This window comes from Stutzerimonas chloritidismutans, from assembly GCF_051486945.1.
Taxonomy (GTDB): domain Bacteria; phylum Pseudomonadota; class Gammaproteobacteria; order Pseudomonadales; family Pseudomonadaceae; genus Stutzerimonas; species Stutzerimonas chloritidismutans_B.
Map to the genome: position 1 here is coordinate 454,230 of NZ_JAHVDX010000003.1, position 19,163 is coordinate 473,392.

General features: G+C 61.9%; 6 protein-coding genes. 2 read left to right on the forward strand and 4 right to left on the reverse strand.

The window, feature by feature from the left end; translation table 11 throughout:
- Nucleotides 1-8 precede the first annotated feature (8 nt).
- Nucleotides 9-2,177 (reverse strand): type I secretion system permease/ATPase, encoded by a 2,169-nt coding sequence (locus tag KXR72_RS14140; protein WP_437421725.1) that lies wholly within the window; start codon nucleotides 2,175-2,177, stop codon nucleotides 9-11.
- 22 nt (nucleotides 2,178-2,199) lie between these two features.
- Nucleotides 2,200-3,549: a TolC family outer membrane protein gene (locus KXR72_RS14145; protein WP_437421726.1), complete on the reverse strand. Its 1,350-nt coding sequence runs from the start codon at nucleotides 3,547-3,549 to the stop codon at nucleotides 2,200-2,202.
- 294 nt (nucleotides 3,550-3,843) lie between these two features.
- Between KXR72_RS14145 and KXR72_RS14150 the strand changes: the two genes are divergently transcribed.
- Nucleotides 3,844-15,921, forward strand: coding sequence for a retention module-containing protein (locus tag KXR72_RS14150; protein ID WP_437421727.1), 12,078 nt, complete (start codon nucleotides 3,844-3,846; stop codon nucleotides 15,919-15,921).
- Nucleotides 15,922-15,990: 69 nt separating this feature from the next.
- A complete protein-coding gene (locus KXR72_RS14155) occupies nucleotides 15,991-16,320 on the forward strand; it encodes a tryptophan synthase subunit beta (RefSeq protein ID WP_437421728.1) in 330 nt (109 codons plus the stop codon).
- Here the strand turns inward: KXR72_RS14155 and lapD are convergent.
- Nucleotides 16,285-18,267, reverse strand: coding sequence for a cyclic di-GMP receptor LapD (gene lapD / locus KXR72_RS14160; RefSeq protein WP_437421729.1), 1,983 nt, complete (start codon nucleotides 18,265-18,267; stop codon nucleotides 16,285-16,287). The genes KXR72_RS14155 and lapD overlap by 36 nt on opposite strands.
- Nucleotides 18,268-18,276: 9 nt before the next feature.
- The gene (gene lapG / locus KXR72_RS14165; RefSeq protein ID WP_437421730.1) at nucleotides 18,277-18,972 is read right to left on the reverse strand and encodes a cysteine protease LapG; all 696 of its coding nucleotides are present in this window, start codon (nucleotides 18,970-18,972) and stop codon (nucleotides 18,277-18,279) included.
- Between the last annotated feature and the right edge of the window lie 191 nt (nucleotides 18,973-19,163).

Sequence of the window (19,163 nt, forward strand, 5' to 3'; positions counted from 1 at the left end):
TCGATTGCTTAGCTGACACGGATCTGCCCCTTCTTCAAGGCTTCGAGGATGACCGCCTTTGGACCATCAGCCACGATCTGGCCACGATCGACGATCACCAGCCGCTCGACCAGGCTGAGCATCGAGGTGCGATGGGTCACGAGCAGCAAAGTCTTGTCCACGGAGGCCTTCGCCAGTTGCTGCTTCAGGCGTTCTTCACTGGTGTTATCCAGCGCGCTGGTCGGCTCGTCGAGCAGCAGGATCGGGGGATCGAGCAGCAACGCTCGAGCCAGGGCTACGCATTGCCGTTGGCCACCAGACAGGTTCTGGCCCCGCTCGCCAACCTGCAATTCGTAGCCCTTGGAGTGCATCCGCGCAAATTCATGAACGCCGGCCAGCTCGGCAGCCGCGATGACGTGGTCGTCTTCGACGTAGCGTGCGCCCATCAGCAGGTTGTCGCGCAAGGTGCCAGAGAACAGCTGAATATCTTGTGGTACATAGCCGATGTTACTGCGCACATCAGCGATATCGAGCTGGCGAAGGTCGATCCCATCAATCAGCAGGCTTCCCGACTCGGGCTGATGAAGGCCCACGATGAGCTTGGCCAGCGAGCTCTTGCCCGAGCCGCTACGACCGATGATGCCCACCTTCTCGCCCGGCCGGATGACAAGGTTGACCTGCCGCAGCGCAATCTCCGTCTGCTCCGGGTAATTGAAGTCAACGCCCCGAAATTCGATAGCGCCCTGCAGGCTTTCGCGGTTGAGTGGCCGCTCGCCCGCCTGCCGCTCCTGCGGCAGCGCCATCATGTCATTGACCGAGCGGATGGTGACCTTGGCCTGCTGATAGCGGGTCAGCAGGCCTGCGACCTGCCCGAGCGGCGCTAGCGCCCGGCCACTGAGCATGTAGCAAGCGATCAGACCGCCCATGCTCAGATGTCCATCGATGATCTGGTAGACACCCAGCACGATCATCACCACGCCCGCCAATTGCTGCAGCGCCATCGTCAGATTAAGAGCCAGACTGGAGAGCATGCGAGCCCGCAGCTCAAGGCGGCTGAGGCTGCCAATGGTCTGCTCCCAAAGATGCTGCCGTTCGCTTTCGGCGTTGTTGACCTTGACCGAATCGAGCCCGGCCAGGGTTTCGATCAGACTAGACTGCCGTTCGGCCGACAGCGCCATGGTGCGCTCGAGCGTCTCGGCTAGCGGACGCTGCAAGGCAAGACTGAGCGCGGCCACCAACGGGAAGGCCAGCAGCGGTATCCAGGCCAGGTGACCGCCAATGACAGCGATCACAGCGATGATCAACAAGGTGAACGGCAGATCGATCAGGCTCGCCAGCGTCAGAGAAGCGAGGAACTCGCGCAGCGATTGGAATTCATGGATGTGCTGGGCAAAGGTGCCGACCCGCGCCGGGCGGTGGCGCATGAGCATGCCGGCGACACGCTCGAACAGGGTGGCCGAGATGATTAGGTCGGTTTTTTTACCAGCCAGGTCCAGACACAGGCCGCGCAAGGTCTTGAGCAGCAGGTCGAAAAAGAACGCACCGCTGACGCCAAGGGCCAGCACCCAAAGCGTAGCCTCGGCCTGATTCGGGACGACGCGGTCGTAGACGTTCATCACGAACAGCGGCGTGACCAGCCCGATCAAGCTAATGACGAAACTCGCCGCCACCGCATCGGCATACAACCAGCGGGAGCGCTTGAGGGTATCGCGAAACCAGTGCGTGGTCCGTGGGATAAGCTCGCCGCGGTCCAGGTCGAAGCGGTGCTGCGGCTGGGCGAAGAATGCCTGACCGGTGTATTCCTCCTCGAGTATTGCGCGGTCGACGTCCAGCTCCCCGCCTTCGGATTCGCTGGGCATGACGCGCGCTCGGCCATCGGCTTGCCAGCCCAGCAAAAGGGCACAGCGCCCATCGCGCAGCAGCAACAGCGCCGGCAGTGCCAGCGTTGGGATACGAACGAGCTCGCGCCGCAGCCAGCGCCCGCGCAGGCCCGCTCGAGCGGCGGCACGCGGCAGCAGTTCTGGGGTCAGGCGATGGTCCACAAGCGGCAGGCCAGCACTGAGCATGGCCCGGCTCGCTGCCTTCTGGTGAAAGGCGCACAGCGACAACAAACCATCTAGCAGCGGATCGTCATGACTTGCACGCGGGTCGAGGCGCACCCTCGGCTCGGGTGTTACAGCTTCCTGAGGTAGTGTCATAAGACCGCGCTGGGCCGACCTCTCAATTCATCCCGGGCAACTGGATCTGAGCGCGCACGTCATCCATCGGCACGGCGGCCAGGGGCGCCACGACCCCCTGGTTGCGCAGCAGGGAGCCACTGACCGCCTGGATGCGGTAATGGCTCAGAGCCTCGCTATAACGCACGTCCTCGAGACGGCGCGCAGCGGTGAACAATTCGTTCTCGCTGTCGAGCAAATCCAGCAAGGTGCGTTCACCCAAAGTGAACTGCTGCTGGTAGGAGTCGCGTACCCGACTGCTGCGGCTTACATAGTCCTCAGCGATGGGAAGTTGACGACGCGCATTGTTAAGCGCATTCCATGCCAACCCCATTTCTTCGGTGAGCATGCGCAAGGCATTGTTGCGAATGTCCATCGCCTGACCGACTTGGTTCGAGCGAGCGCGCAGGTCAGCACTGTTGCTACCACCAGCGAAGAGGTTGTAACGCATGCGCACCATGGCCTGCCATTCGTTCTCGTGCCCATTTACGCCGTCGATGTCGTTGTTGGCGCCCGTCGCGAGCTCAAGCGAAAAGCGCGGGTAGAATTCGGATTTGGCGGCCTGCACCTGTGCCTCGGCTGCATTTACATCCGATTGCGCCGAACGCAGCTGCGGATTCTCGATCAGCATCTTCTCCCGGGCCTGCTCGAAGCTCTGCGGCAACTCCACCGCGGCAAGCGTGGGGCGACTCAAGTCCTGCGGCATCTGGCCGACCAAAGCAAGGTAGTTGATCTGGCTATCGGCAAGGTTGGTCTGTTCTGTAATCAGATTGTTGCGCGCCTGGGCAAGACGAGCTTCGGCCTGATCAAGATCAGCCATACGGCCGACACCCTGCCGGCTGCGCATATCGATCTGGTCGTAGATGCGCTCGTGGTTGCGCAGGTTTTCTTCGGCCAGGCGGACCAGGGCTTCGCGCCGTAATACGTCCAGGTAAACCTGCGCAACATCCAATGCAGTCCGCTCTGCGCTGCCCAACAATTCATAGGCACGAGCATTAACTGTAGCGCGCTGGCGATTCACTTCGCTGGAGGTGGCGAAACCGTCGAACAGCATCTGCTGCGCAGTCAGGCTCGCCTCACCGCGATTCAGAGTGCGATAGCCATGATCCTCACCTTGACGAGTACTCACGCTATCGGTGCCTTCACGGCCATAACCCGCGACGACATCCACCCGCGGCAAATAACCGCCTTTCGCAGAACGCAGCTGTTCTTCAGCCGCCATACGGGCATGTACGCCCGCGCTGATTTCTGGGTGAGTGTCGAGGGCGCTGCGCATCGCCTCTTGCAGAGACTGCGCCTGAGCGGCAGCCGAGACGGCGAGAAACAGGGGAAGCACCAGGGCGAAAGGCTTCATGAGGCGTATTCCGAAAGAGTTGAGCGAGTGGCAAGGCCAAGGCGGGTTACGAGCTGAATCGGCACGCGATATCGCTACTGGTTGAGCGTCTGCGCCTTAGGGAGAATCGCGCCTGATATCACAGTGACATCATTGAGCACATTGTTTAACATCACACTATCTGGGGTCAATAGATTGACCTCCCGCTCGTCGACTTTTTTAAAGCGTCAAAAAAATACTAGTTACTTCTGCCTGCTGCGGCGGCACTCTATCAGTCGCAACACCGGCTTACATCTACCACTCGGAGCAAAGAGCATGAGCTCTAATTACGTCATCGTTAAAAGCGTTATCGGCCAAGCTTTTGCCATTTCGTCGGATGGCGTCCGTCGCGCTTTGCTCGAAGGGGACCGGCTGTTTACGGGTGATCAGGTTCTTACCGAACCGGGCAGCGCAGTAACGCTGGAACTTCCGAATGGCGAGCTTGTAAGCGTTGGGGAATCGGCATCGTGGCAAGCCGGCGAGTTCGCCGAGGCCAGTCCGGTCGAACCCATTTCCGAGCTGGAACAGGCCATCGCTGATGGCTTCGACCCGACAACCGACTTAGAAGCAACCGCTGCTGGCCCCGGGGCAGGCAGCAGCGCCGGCAGTTCCGGTGGCGGCCATACGGCGATCGTTCTGGATGAAACGGGCGAACAAGTTCAGGCGACCATCGGATTTCCGACGGACGGCTTGACCTCGGCGGCATTTGAAACTGCTGAAGAAAACGGGACCTCTTCAACTGTTTTTGTCGATACCGTCGCGCCCGCCGCACCAGCGGTTTCTCTGGAACTGGACAGCGGCAGCAGTAATGGTGACCGCATTACCAACGACGGCGGCCTCGTACTCGCAGGCATAGAGCCTGGTGCGACCGTTGAATACAGCACCGATGGCGGCCAGACCTGGACGTCGACCTTCACGCCAGTCGAAGGCAGCAACACCGTTTCCGTACGCCAGACCGATGCAGCCGGTAATACCTCCGCAACCACCGCCGTCAGCTTCACTCTCGATACTCAAGTTGCCTCGCCTATCGTTGCCCTGCAGGCCGACAGCGGCACAAGCGACTCGGATCTCATCACCAACTCCGGCGCATTGATCATCACCGGCCTCGAAACCAGCGCCACCGTCCAGTACAGCACCGATGGCGGTCACACCTGGACGTCGACCTTCACGCCGGTCGAAGGCGGCAACACCGTTGCCGTACGGCAAACCGATGTGGCCGGCAACACCTCCGCGGCCACCACCGTCAGCTTCACCCTCGATACTCAAGTCGCCTCACCTATCGTTGCCCTTCAGACCGACAGCGGCACAAGCGACTCGGATCTCATCACCAACTCCGGCGCACTGATCATCACCGGCATCGAAGCCGGTGCTACCGTTCAGTACAGCACCGATGGCGGCCAGACCTGGACGTCGACCTTCTCGTCAGTCGAAGGCAGCAACACCGTTGCCATACGCCAGACCGACGTGGCTGGCAATACCTCCGGCGCGACCAACGTAAGCTTCGTGCTCGACACTCAAGCACCAGCGATAACTGCCGGCCAGCAATTCACCTATGACGAAAACCAGCCGGCAAACGCCGTGATCGGTAGTGTCAGCGCACAAGATACTGTTGGCGTTGTTGCGTTCCGCTTCGCGGACAGTGGCAACAGCACGAGCGCTGACGGCTATTTCCAAATCGACAGCCTAGGCCGTATTACCCTGACCCAGGCGGGCGCCACGGCCGGCGTCAATGACTTCGAGCAGGCACCCAATAGCCATGGCTACGCCATCGAAACCATAGACGCCGCCGGCAATGTCTCCTCCGCTAACGTCACGCTGTCCGAAGCCAACGTGAACGACAACGCACCACACGCCGCTGACGACTCGCTGCAAGCAGTTGAAGACACTCCCGTTACCTTCCTGGCCAACGAGTTGCTGGGAAACGACAGCGATGCCGACGGCAATGGCCTGACCATCGCAGGCGTCACCAGCGGCGTGGGCGGCACGGCCGTGCTCAACGCCGACGGCTCGGTGACTTTCACCCCAGATGCCAATTTCAATGGCACGGCTGATTTTTCCTATACCGTCAGCGATGGCACTCACATTTCCGCGCCCGCGACCGTGACGGTCGATGTTACAGCCGTGAACGACGCACCGGTCGCCGAGGCCTCGCTTGGGCATGCCACCGAAGACAGCGGCGTGGTGGGAGGCCAACTGACCGCTAACGAAGTCGACGCTGGCGACAGTCTGAGTTTCGATCTCAACGGCACTGCCCCGGCCGGCTTCACCCTGGCCAGCAACGGCACCTGGACGCTGGACACTAGCGATGCGGCGTACCAATACCTGGCCAAGGATCAATCGCTGACTCTGCAGGTCCCATTTACCGTTACCGACGCAGCTGGCGCGAGCAGCACTAACAGCCTTACGCTGGTCATCACCGGCACCAACGATCTGCCGGTAGCCCAGGCGGCCAGCGCTACTGCCATCGAAGGTGCAACCACATCCGTTGGTGCGGTAAGCGATGCTACAGATGGCTCGGCGATCGTCCTGACCGTCACCACAACCAACCCAGGCGAAGCCGTCAGCTTCGACTGGCAATTCGCAACCTCGGACTATCTACCCTTCAACGACTTTGCCTTCGTGCAGGTCAATGGGCAGCCAGTTCAACTGCTGAGCAACGTCGCCAGCGTCGGCGATGGCGGCAACTCGGGTACCCAGGGCTTCAGTTATCAGTTCAACTCACCCGGCACCTATACGCTGGTCATCGGCGTTGCTGATGCCAGAGACGGCGGTATTGATTCCACCCTATCGCTAAGCAATCTGTCAGCCAATGCCACACTGAGCCTCAGCGCCGGCACGGTAACACCAACAGCCAATGGCTGGACGCTCACGACCAATGGCGTCAACAACGCGGATCTGTCTGGCCTCCTGCAGCTGGGCACGGTCAGCGGCCAACTCGTCGCCACTGATGTCGATCAGGGCGCAACCTTGACCTTCAGCGTGAACGGGATTGCCCCGGCAGGCTTCAGCTTGTCTAGCGATGGCCGTTGGACCTTCGATGCGACAGACAGCGCTTACGACTCGCTCGCGGCGGGCGAGACGCAGGATCTGGTTGTTCCCTACCAGGTGACCGACGAACACGGCGGCGTAGGCGCGAGCACGCTGACCATTACTGTCACCGGCACCAACGATGCGCCGGTTGCCACGGCGACCACCGCCTCGACCGCCGAAGATGCCCCGGTGATCGGCGGCACGCTCGCTGCCAGCGACATCGACGGCGATACGCTGACATACAGCCTCACCGGTAGCGCGCCGGCCGGCTTCATACTGAACAGTGACGGCACCTGGAGCCTCGACCCAAGTGACGCTGCCTATCAGCACTTGCCAGACGGCGCTTCGATGACATTGACCGTGCCGTTCATGACTACTGACGGCACGCTGTCCAGCAGCAGCACGCTGACGATCACGGTCACTGGCGTGAACGACAAGCCCGTGGTCACCGAAGCGGTTGCTGCAGCCAGCGAAGGCGATGGCGTGATCTCCGGCGAGCTCGTGGCGACCGACGCCGACGACGGCGCCGTTTTGACCTATGAAACAAGCGACAACGTCGCTGGCTTCACCCTCGGCAAAGACGGCAGTTGGAGCTTCGATAGCAGCGACGCGGCTTATGACTATCTAAAGGCGGGTGAAGAGCTTGTCATTCAGGTGCCGGTCACGGTTACCGATGAGCACGACGCCTCGACCCAGACCACCCTGACGATCACCCTGACCGGCACAAACGATGCTCCGGTCGCTAATGCAGTGGCCGTCAGCGGCGCCGAAGACCAGGCTGCGCGCATCCCAGTGACCCTGTCCGGCAGCGATGTGGATGGCACGATCTCAGGTTTCACCATCGGCTCGCTGCCCGAACACGGCACGCTCTACTCAAGCGCCAACGGCGGCGCCGCACTGGAGGTCGGCGATCAGGTCACCGGCCCGGTGTATTTCGCCCCGGCAAAAGACTGGAACGGCAGTACGACGTTCGAATACAGCGCGGTCGACAATAATGGCGCTTCGTCCGACCCCAAAAGCGTCACGCTGAACATCACGCCGGTAAACGATGCGCCGGTTGCGGCTCCGACCACCGCCAGCGCTGTAGAAGATGCGCCAGAGATCGGCGGCAAGCTGACAGCAGCCGACGTAGACGGCGACATCCTGAGTTACAGCTTGGTCAGCCCAGCGCCGGCTGGCTTCGCCTTGAACACAGACGGCAGCTGGGCGTTCGACCCGAGCGACGCCGCCTACCAGGCGCTGGCCGAGGGCGAGACGCGTATTATCACCGTGCCGTTCAGCGCTACCGATGGCAGCCTTTCAAGCAGCAGCACCCTGACCCTGACAGTGACCGGCACCAATGACGCCCCGGTAGTCAGCGGCGCCATCACTTCCGGTACCGATGAAGACGCAGCACCTCAGACCGTCAACCTGCTTGGCAATGCCAGCGACCTCGACACGACCGATGTGCTGAGCATTACCGGTCTCCAGGAAACCAGCGGCAACGACGCCAGTGGCGTGACTTTCGACGCTGCCAGCGGATCGCTGCGCATCGACCCGAACACCTACGGTTACCTGGCTGTAGGTGAAAGCCTCACCCTTACCTACGAGTACCAGGTGGCAGACGGCAACGGCGGCTTGGTTGATACCAGCGCGACCATCACCATTGATGGCCGTAACGACGCGCCTGTCGTTACCGCTGCCATAGACACGGCCAGCCATGAAGATGCTGGCACCTTCAGCGTCGATCTGCTGGCCAACGCCAGCGATATCGACAAGAGCGACGTGCTTGGCATCAGCAATCTGAAACTGGTGGGCACCGGCGACACCGCGGGAATCAGCCTGTCAGGCAACGCCTTGCAGGTCGATCCGAGCGCCTACGGCTATCTCGCAGCCGGCGAAAAGCTAGCGCTCACCTATAGCTACGACGTGGTGGACAATAAAGGCGGTGTCACGCCCACAACTGCCACCGTCACCGTCGAAGGGCGCAACGATGCGCCGCTGATCAATAGCACGCTGCAGACGGGCACCGTGTCAGAGCGCGCCGACCGGACCGTCGGCGAGAACGCGGGAACGCTCTCGACCAGCGGTGACTTTGGCTTTACCGACGCCGACCTGAGCAACAGCCATACCCTCAGCAGCCAGTTGATCAGCGCGACCGACGCGGACGGCAAGCCGGTTGCGGCTCTGGGCGAACTGATCGCCTCCCTTGCCGACAGCGCTCAAGGTGACGGGGTCGGCTCGGTGCACTGGGACTACAGCGTGGCGGCAGACGCGCTGGATTACCTCGGCGCCGGCGAAACCATCACCCTCGTCTACCGCGTATCGGTAGCCGACGACAGCGCGGCTACCGCAAGCCGTGATGTCACCGTCACGCTGACCGGCAGCAATGACGCCCCGATCGTCAGTGGTGCCGTCAGTTTCTCAACCAACGAAGACGCCCCGAGCTACACCCTCGACTTGCTACAGAACGCCACGGACGAAGACGCCAATGACGTGCTGAGCGTCAGTAACCTGCAGTTGGTTGGCAGCGGGAACACCGCAGGCATCACATTCGACGCGGCCACTAACAGCCTGGCCGTCGACCCTTCCGCCTACGATTACTTGGCCGCCGGGGAAAAAGTCGTCCTGAACTACAGCTACGACGTCAGCGACTCAAACGGCGGCGTTACCCAGGCCACGGCCTCGATCACCATTGAAGGTCGTAACGACGCTCCGGTAGTTACCAACACGTCCGTCACCGTCGCCGAGGAAAGTACCGGGACGCCGCTGCAGATCACCGCACCTACCGATGTCGACACGAGCAACGTTCTGAGCATTACCGTGACTGGCTTGCCCGATATCGGGCGCATCACCCTGAACGATGGCACGACCGTACAGAACGGCCAGACGCTCACGCTTGCCCAATTGCAGGGGTTGAAGTTCGACGGCCCGGCCGACTACAGCGCTGGCCAGCAGGTCGGTACCTTCATCTACAGCGTCAGTGATGGGACCACCAGCGTTGTCGGCAGCGTGGCTCTGGCGGTCAACCCGATCAATGACGCGCCGGTTGCCAATGACGACCTTGGCGTCATCAGCGGGCTGAAAGGTAGCTATTACGCATACAACGATGGGATTGATGGCAGCAATCTGGGCAGCCTGGCGCAAGCGACGGCCTTCATTGCCACCCACCAACCGAACGCTACCTTTATCGCTACCCGTCTCGATTATGGCAATGGCGTGAGCAACGACCTCGGCAGCGACGGGCAACTGCAGCGCTTCCTCGGCTCGGACGCCGCCTCGCTGAGCAACGATCCGGTTAACTCCTCGGACGCCATCATCAAGCTTGCCGGTGACATCAACCTGAACGCCGGCACCTACCAGATTCGTGTCCGGGCTGACGATGGCTACCGGGTCCTGATAGACGGCAAGGTCGTCGCCGAATACAACGCCAACCAGAGCACTACCACGCGCGACGGATCCACTTTCCAGATAACCGAAAGCGGTCCGCATCAGATTGAAATCGTGTATTGGGACCAGGGCGGAGCCGCTCAGCTCAAGGTGGAGCTGCGCCCTGATGGGGGGAACTACAGCGTCGTAGGCGGTAGCCAGATCAGCCATGCGGACAATGCCTCGCTGGTCACCAACGAAGACACCGCACTGACCATCGACCCATCCGTACTGCTTGGCAACGATGTCGATGTGGACGGCGACGCGCTCTCCATCATCAGCGTACAGAACGCCGTGAACGGCACCGTCGCGCTGGTCGATGGCAAGGTGGTCTTTACGCCTGCTGCCAATTTCAACGGCAATGGCTCGTTCAGCTACACCGTCAGTGACGGCAAGGGTGGTAGCGACACAGCGTCGGTTACCGTCGGCGTCAAGCCTGTAAACGACGTACCCACCGCAGCGAACCAAACGCTGGTCATCAACGAAGACACGCCCGTCAGCGGGAAGATTGTCGCCACCGATGCAGACAACGACACGCTCAGCTACACGCTGCTGACCGCTGCCAGCCACGGCTCGCTGGCTCTCAACACCGCAACGGGTGCCTACACCTACACACCGGCGGCCAACTACAACGGCGCCGACAGCTTCACCGTGCGCGTCAGTGACGGCAAGGGCGGTTTGGTCGACAGCGTCGTCACGTTGGGCATCACACCGGTTAACGACACCCCTACTGCCACGACGCAGGTACTCAGCACAAACGAAGACACACCGGTCACCGGCAAGGTAATCGCGCAGGATGTCGACGGCGACACACTGAGCTATCAGCTCATTGGCGACGCCAGCCACGGCACGCTTGTCATCAATTCAGGCACCGGCTCTTTCACCTACACGCCTGCAGCCAATTACAACGGCACCGACAGCTTTACCGTGCGTGTCAGCGATGGTAGCGGCAGCTTTACCGACAACGTTATCGCCATCGGCATCAATGCCATGAACGACGCTCCGGAAACCGCCAACCAATCTCAGGACGTTGCCGAAGACGGGCAACTCGACGGGACCATCACGGCAACCGACGTCGATGGCGACACGCTCGCTTATACGCTCGTCAGCGGCCCGCAGAACGGTGGCCTGCTGCTCAACACCGAGACCGGCAGCTACAGCTATCGCCCGAACCCCGGCTACAACGGCTCCGACAGCTTCAGTATCAGGGTCAGCGACGGCAACGGGGGCACGGTAGTCAGCAAGGTCGACGTAACCGTGCAACCGGTCAATGACGCACCCGTGGTGACTCCAATTGCCCTGGCGGCCATGGCCGAAGACGGCAGCATGGTCATCACCTCCGAGCAACTGCTGGGAGGCGCGACCGACCCGGACGGTGACAGCCTGACCGTCGTCGACCTGCAGGTAGCCAGCGGTAGCGGCAGCCTGACAAGCAATCCGGACGGTACCTGGACGTTCACGCCTGCCAAGGACTGGAACGGCAACGTCAGCTTCGACTTCGGCGTCAGCGATGGCAGCGTGACGGTCGCCAACACGGCGAGCCTGGTCGTAAATGCGGTCAACGATGATCCGTTCACCGCCACAGACAGCGCCACGACCCTCGAGGACACCGCCGTCACGCTCGATGTGCTCGCAAACGACCGCGACGTGGACGGCGACACCCTGACGCTGACGGGCGGCACCGCCGAACACGGCAGCGTCTCTGTCGTCGACGGCAAGCTGGTCTACACGCCTGACGCCAACTTCAGCGGCACCGATACCATCACCTACAGTGTTTCCGACGGTCAGCAGGGTACTGCGACCGGGACCGCTACGGTCTCGATCGGCGCCGTTGCCGATGCACCGACATTGAGCGCTGCCCAGCCAACCGACCGCCCTGCTGCTACCGGCCTGCTGTTGCAGAGCTGGAGCGGCCTGGCTCTCGGCAACAGTGGCACCGGAGCGGCCGCCGCCACGCTGAAATCAGTGATCGACGCAGCCGGTACGCCGAGCAGCAGCGCGACCCTGAGCGATGCACACCTGGACAGCGTCACCGCGGGTGTTGCCAACAAGCTCACGGGCCTCGTCTACCTGGAGGCGGGCCAGACCTATACCTTCAGCGGCGTCGCCGACGACAGCGTTGCAATCGTCGTGGGCGGCACCGCTGTCGCCTCTGCCACCTGGGGCGGCAGCAATGGTCAATTCAGCGGCAGCTACACGACGGCTGCTAGCGGCTATTACACGCTGGACATTTACCAACACAACCAGTCGGGCCCCGGCAATCTCGATGTGAACGTCCGTGTGGGCAACGGCGTGGTTCAGGACCTCTCCAGCCTGGCGCTCTACACCCAAGTCTCGGATCTCACCGGCGAGGGCGTGCGCATCTCCGAGCTAAATGGAGCCGACGGTAAGGGCTACTACGCCGAGTATGGCTATAACGAAGGCGCCGAGGACACAGCGATTCCGCTGTCGCGCCTGGAAGCCGCACTGGTCGACCGCGACGGCTCCGAGACGCTGAGAGTCGAGGCCTCGCAGATCCCGACCGGCGCCAAGCTGAGCGACGGCACGCATGAGTTCACCGCAACCGACACGCTGAACAGCGTGGATGTGAGCGGTTGGAATCTGGCCAACCTGAACGTCACGCCTGCCGCTAACGCCAATGGAAACTTCACCCTGAAGGTGACCGCAACGGCAACCGAATCCACGGGTGATAACGCCAGCACCAGCCTGGACCTGCCGGTGACGGTATATGCCGTTAACGACGCGCCGACCGGCGCCGATAACCTGATCCAGACGACCGAAGATACGCCGCGCAGCTTCAGCGCCGCTGACTTCAGCTTCCAGGATATTGATGCCGGTGACAGCCTGCGGGCGATTCGAATCGACAGCCTGCCAAGCACCGGCAGCCTGACGCTCGGCGGGCAACCGGTCACGATCGGCATGCTGGTTACCACCGCGAACATCGCTTCGCTGCTGTATTCACCGGCAGCCAACGATAACGGTGACAACACATTTACCTTCTCCGTGCAGGATCAGAGCGGTGCATTCTCTGCGTCGTCGAATACTCTTACGGTCCGCACCCTGGCCGTTGACGACGCGCCTGAGCTCGCCAACATCACCGTCTCGATCGCCGAGAACCAGCCATCCGGCGTGACCGTAGCCGACCTCAGTGACCACTTCACCGGTACCGATCTCGACCGCGACGGCGAGGCGCTGAGCTACAGCATCACTGGCGGCAACGAGGCGGGCCTGTTCAGCATCGATGCCAATACGGGTGTCATCACCCTGGCGAGCGGCAAATCCCTGGATTACGAAACGGCGATCAGCCACCAGTTGCAGGTAAGCACCAGCGACGGACACAGCAGCGCGAGCGCCGTGGTCACGGTGAACGTAGGCAACGTCAATGACAACGGCGTGGTACTGATCGATAGCGATACCGCCGACAACCGCGTCATCGAGAACGCGGTGACCGGGACCCGGGTAGGCATCACTGCACTGGGCACCGATGCCGATCGCGGCACTACGGTGACCTACAGCCTGCTCGATACCGCCGATGGCCGCTTCGCCATAGATGCGACAACCGGGGTGATCACTGTTGCCGATGGCAGCAAGCTCGACTACGAGACGGCGATCAGCCACACCGTGGTCGTGCAGGCCCTCAGCAGCGACGGTAGTACGCAGACGGCGAGCTACACGATCGCCCTCGGGGATGCCGACGACACCGTGCCCGTGGTCAATGCTGGGCAGAATTTCAGCTACGGGGAAAACCAGACCCTAAACGCCGCGGTCGCTCAGGTGGAGGCGAGCGATAATGTGGCCGTCACCGGCTACCGCTTCAGCAATGGCACACAAGTCTCCGACGACGGGCTGTTCCGCATTGATGACAGTGGCACGATACGCCTGACCGCAGCCGGCTCCGCAGCCACGTCAGCGAGCAACGACTACGAAACTGGCAGCAACAGCTTCACACTTCAGGTCCAGGCACGGGATGCGGCAGGCAACCTGTCGCCAGCAACGGATATCACCCTTAACGTGCAGCCGGAGCCCGGACTTATCCAGATCGGCGGCGGTGGCAATAACAACGGTGACAACGCCATCAATGGCGCCAATGGTAATGATGTGTTGCTCGGTGACGTGGGCGGTACGCTGACTACCGTACAGCCGGCGACGAACTACAACGTGGCCTTGCTGGTAGACGTCTCCGGCAGCATGTCCACCGCGCGCATGACGCTGATGAAGGACGCACTCAAGGCGTTTGTCAGCGACCTGGCAGGCCATGACGGTGTGATCAACATCACGCTAATCAGCTTCTCGACTGGCGCTCAGACTCTACTGACCATCCAAGATTTCGACAGCGCCAGCGAGGTCAGCGCGCTGCAGGCCGCCATCAACAACCTCAGCGCCAACGGCAACACGAACTACGAGTCCGCTTTCAATGCCGCCACGTCCTGGCTGAGCGGACAGCCTTCGTCGGGCTATCAGAACCTGACCTATCTGCTAACCGATGGCGACCCAACCGCCTACATCGACGCAAATGGCAACACCAGAACGTCAAGCTCCACTACCGCCACCGTTTTCGAGAACGCGCTCGATGGCTTCGCGCCGCTGAGCGCGATCAGTCAGGTGCACGCCATCGGCATCGGCAGCGGAATCAACGAAACGTATCTGAAGTTCTTCGACAATACGTCCGCCTCGAACGTCGCAACCGTCACGTTCGGCACCGTAGACAAGACAACTAGCTTGGCGACCTTCGATGGCAGCGCGCCGGGTCCGTTGGGTTCAGGATCAAACTGGGCCGGTGGAAGCATTTCGAATGGTGCGCTGCAGGTAACCGGCACTGCGACCAGTAGTATTTTTGCGGTGGAGGGCGACTCACGACTCAGCTTCGCTCTGTCCACTGCGAACTGGCGGAGCAACGGCAACGGCCGTGACACTTTGCTATGGGAGATTCAACAGCAGGCCATCGATTCGAAGGGCGCCGTGACCTGGACAACCGTGCAAAGCGGCACGAGCACCGGCACGATTAGCTCCGCGACATTGACCGCTGGCGAATACAGACTGGTGTATAAAGTCCAGGATAACTCCAGCAACAGTAGCACCGCCACGCTGCTGGTCGACAACATCAATTTGACCACGCCTGTACCCGTCGCCTACACCGCCCCCGTGGGCAACGTCGAAATCGCCAATAGCGCCGCCGACCTTCAATCCGCCCTTCATGGTGGTTCGAGCAGCACCAGCCCGGTCTCGGTGGGCAATGACACAGTCAGCGGCGGTGCCGGCCACGACGTGATCTTTGGCGACGTGATCAACACAGACGCCCTTCCCTGGGGCGTGGATGGCAATCCGGTGCGCCCATCGGATCTGCCGGACGGCTCGGGTGTGAACGCACTAAGCCGATTCCTCGAGCTGAAAAGCGGCAGCGCACCGACCGACCAGCAGCTGTACGACTACATTCGCGCTAACCATGAGCACTTCAATGTTGTTGGCGACACGCGTGGCGGCAATGACACGCTCGATGGCGGTGCCGGCAACGACATCCTCTACGGCCAGGGCGGCGACGACATTCTGATTGGCGGTGAAGGTGACGATATCCTCTATGGCGGCACCGGCAGCGACACCTTTGTGTGGAGAGCCGGCGACTTGGGACAGGACGTCGTAAAGGACTTCAACATTGGTGAAGGGGATCGTATCGATCTGAGCGACCTGTTAGCCGATATGGATAACAGTTCTTCGCTGGATGCTTACCTGCGCGTGGACACAACCACCTCTACGCTACAGATCAGTACCACTGGGCAGCTCGACCAGGGTGGCGCTGCGGATGTCTCCATCGCCCTGCAAAACGATGGGGCAGCGATCAACCTGGCCAGTTATGGCGGCGACTCGGCGGCGATCATCGACTCGCTTATCGCCAAGCAAATCGTCCAGGTCGATCACTAAGGGTGACGCACGGATACCCGCAAGCGCGTGCTTGCGGGTATTGTCCCAGCCAGCGTACGAGGTAATGCAGTGTTTTATATCAAGCGTGATAACGGCAGCCGGCTTCTGCGGGTCGAGCCGTCGCCCTTCGACGACATGACCGGCGAACTGCCAGATGACGACGGCGAAGTGCGGGCCTGGCTCGCCGCTCAGGACAGCCTTGCCCATTTGCGCCAGAGCGATCTGGAAATGGTGCGGGTACTGGAGGATTTGATCCATGCCCTGATCGATAAGGGCGTACTGCGCATCACCGACCTGCCGGACTCAGCGCAGGCTAAGCTGGCCGGGCGTAGCCGGGCTCGCCATGCGCTGGGCTCGTCGGGCTTATTGGTCGACGATGACGACGCCGGCCTGATCTAACCGGCTATCGGTGCCGTCCCAGGGCATCGGATTACCCAGCAGCCGGCCCTGACCGCCCTCGAAGCCCAACACCCGCAGCGTCATCCATTCCCCTTCAGTCTCGACCTGCTCGGCGATCAGGGGCAGGTCGATGCTGTGTGCAGCGCGTTGCATCGCCTGAATGAACAGGTGTTTGTCCGCCTCGGTATCGACACCCCGCAGGTAGCTTCCGTCGACTTTCAGGTAACCGAGGCCCAGGCGAGCCAGATTGCCGATCATGCTGAAGCGGCCGCCGAAGTGCTGGATGCCCAGGCCGAAGCCCAACTGGCGCAAACGCCGGGCTAGCAGCTCGAGGCTGGTTTGATCCGGCAAGTGCGCTTCGTCAAGTTCGAGCGTCAGCCATTGAGCCACGTCGCCATGCCGTTCCAATAAACCAAAGACCTCTTCCCGCATGGCTGGATCACCGAGCGTAGCGCCGCAGAGGCTCAACGCCATGGGTGACGGATGTGCGTGAAGGGTTTCCAACACCTGATGCACCATCGCCAGGTCGAGGCGGGCCGTCCAACCGAACCGCTCGAGCCATGGCAGAAAGCGCGCGGCGGGTATCACGTCGCCCTGCGGATCGACCAGCCGTGCCAGCACCTTGCGATGGATCACGCGCTGCGGCTCGGTCGCGCTCATTACCGGTTGGAAATACAGCTGCAGGAGGCCGTGTTCAAGCACGCCGTCGAGCAGTCTATACCAATCCTGATGCTGTTCCGCCGCCGGCATCGCAGCGGACGGCTGATGACACGCCCATGCCCGGTTCGCCTGGCTCGCGGCCTGGACCAGGGCCTGATCGAGCGACGCATAGAGCGATGCAGCAGTGCGCTCCTGAGCGAACGGCGTCAGGCCGATATGCGCGACGGGCAGCACGTCGGTTAGGCCGGTCTGCTGCAACGACGCCAGCGCATGTTCGAGCTGCTCGGCGAGGCGCTCGGCCTCGGGCCGATCCAGGCCGACCGCCAGTAAGGCGAATTCGCCGCCGCGCGTCCGCCCGATCAGGTAGCGATCCTCGGTCACTTGCCGCAACTGGCCCGCCACCGAGCGCAGCAGCTCATCCGTGCGTGCGCCTCCAAGCCGCTGGTTGAGACCGGTCAGGTCGTTGATCCTGAGCAGAATCATGTATCCGCTGCCCGCCAGGTCTTCGCCGCTCAAGCGTGCCTGCAGTTGCATGTCGAAGTGGCGCCGGTTGCTGAGGCCAGTCAGGCCGTCATGATAGGCCTCGTTGCGCAAGCGCTCGCTGCGCCGCGCCTCCTCTTCGAACAGGGTCTTGAGCTTCTCGACCATCAGGTTCATTGCCAGCACCACGCGGCGGAGCTCCGGCGTTTCGGGCAGGTGCGCCACGCTCATGAACTCGCGCCGAGTAATGGCCTGGGACTGCGCCACCATGTCATCGAGCGGCCGTAGCTGACGACGCAGCAACAGCGCCCCCAGCAGCGCGCTGATCACGCCACAGAGCACCAGCCAGCCAAACATGCCGAGCGTGCTCTGCCACAGCCGCGAAACCGCGAACATCGGGTGGCTGACCACTTCGACCCGGGCGACCTGCTGCCAACCACGACTGACGATCGCCTCGCCGCCTTCGGGCTTCAGGTTGATCAAGTCAACGAACCACTGCGGTGTGCTGCCAGCGTCCGGCTCCGCCTCGCGCTCGATCATTACCGTATCGTCGGCCAAGGCCACGACGCGGATGGACTGGTAATAGCCGCTATCGAATAGCGAGCTGATCACCAGCTCCACCATTGTCGGGTCATCGATGTTGGCCGTAAGCGACAACCCTAGCGCCGTGGCAGCATCCTGAGCGTGCGAGCGCAGCTGGTTGGCGTATTGGTCGCGCGAGCTTTCCAGGCTGACGATGAAGCTACCGGTGAACGCGGCGAGCAGAAACAGGCAGATCGCTAGTAACAGTTGTTTGAACAGAGACATGTGAAACTCCTACGTTCCGGACCCGGCCGGAAATCCTTCCGCTTGCATCTTTTTCAACAAGTCCTGCCAGCGCGACAGCTTCTTGCTGTCGCTGACCTGCTTGTCGCCGCTGCGCCCGGGCAGCCAGAGCCCCTCGCCATTGAAGGCGTAGACGGGCACCAAGTCATTGCGATGAGTCGCCGGCAGAATGCCGCCGACCAGGTTGTCCAGCACCAACGGCACCGCGCCGGGCTGCTCGTAATAGGTCAGCACCATGTGTGCCTGGTTGAGCCTGATCGCCTTGACGTACGTGATGCGCAGCTTATCGGCCGCAACCCCCAGGCGCCGAAGGGTCACGTACTTGGCGATGGCGAAATCCTCGCAGTCACCGCCGCCGATGCGCAGGGCCTCGACCGGGGTTGCCCAATAGTCGGGTTGGTGCCAGAGGGCGACGTCGTCCTTGAACTGCAACTGGTGATTGAAAAAGCGATTTACCGCGCGCAGCTTTTCGGACTCTGCAGCGGCGTCCTGCTCATCCAGCAAGCGTTGCCAGGCAAGCAGTCGCTCACGCCCGTCGCCCAGCGCACCGTAGCGCTGTTCGGCCAAGCGCAGGATGCGGTCGAAGTCCCAGTCGCTCGCGACCGCCCAGACGAGCGGGCCCAGGCCTAGCGCAGCCAGCAGGGCGATTGCGTAGCGGAGGGGGGCAAGCCGCGTCGGACCAGACATGACGACTACTCTCGGGCGACGGACAGGTGGCAGCGGAAGCTGATGGCTCAGTGCCATTGAGAACGGCGATGTTGGCGGGACAGCTAGCAAAACACAAGCGCCACGCCAGGCCATGCGACGGCTGGCGGGCGCCAGGTGCTGATTGCCACGCCGGCGCCCGAAGCGCGGCGACCGCAGTTATACTTGCGCGC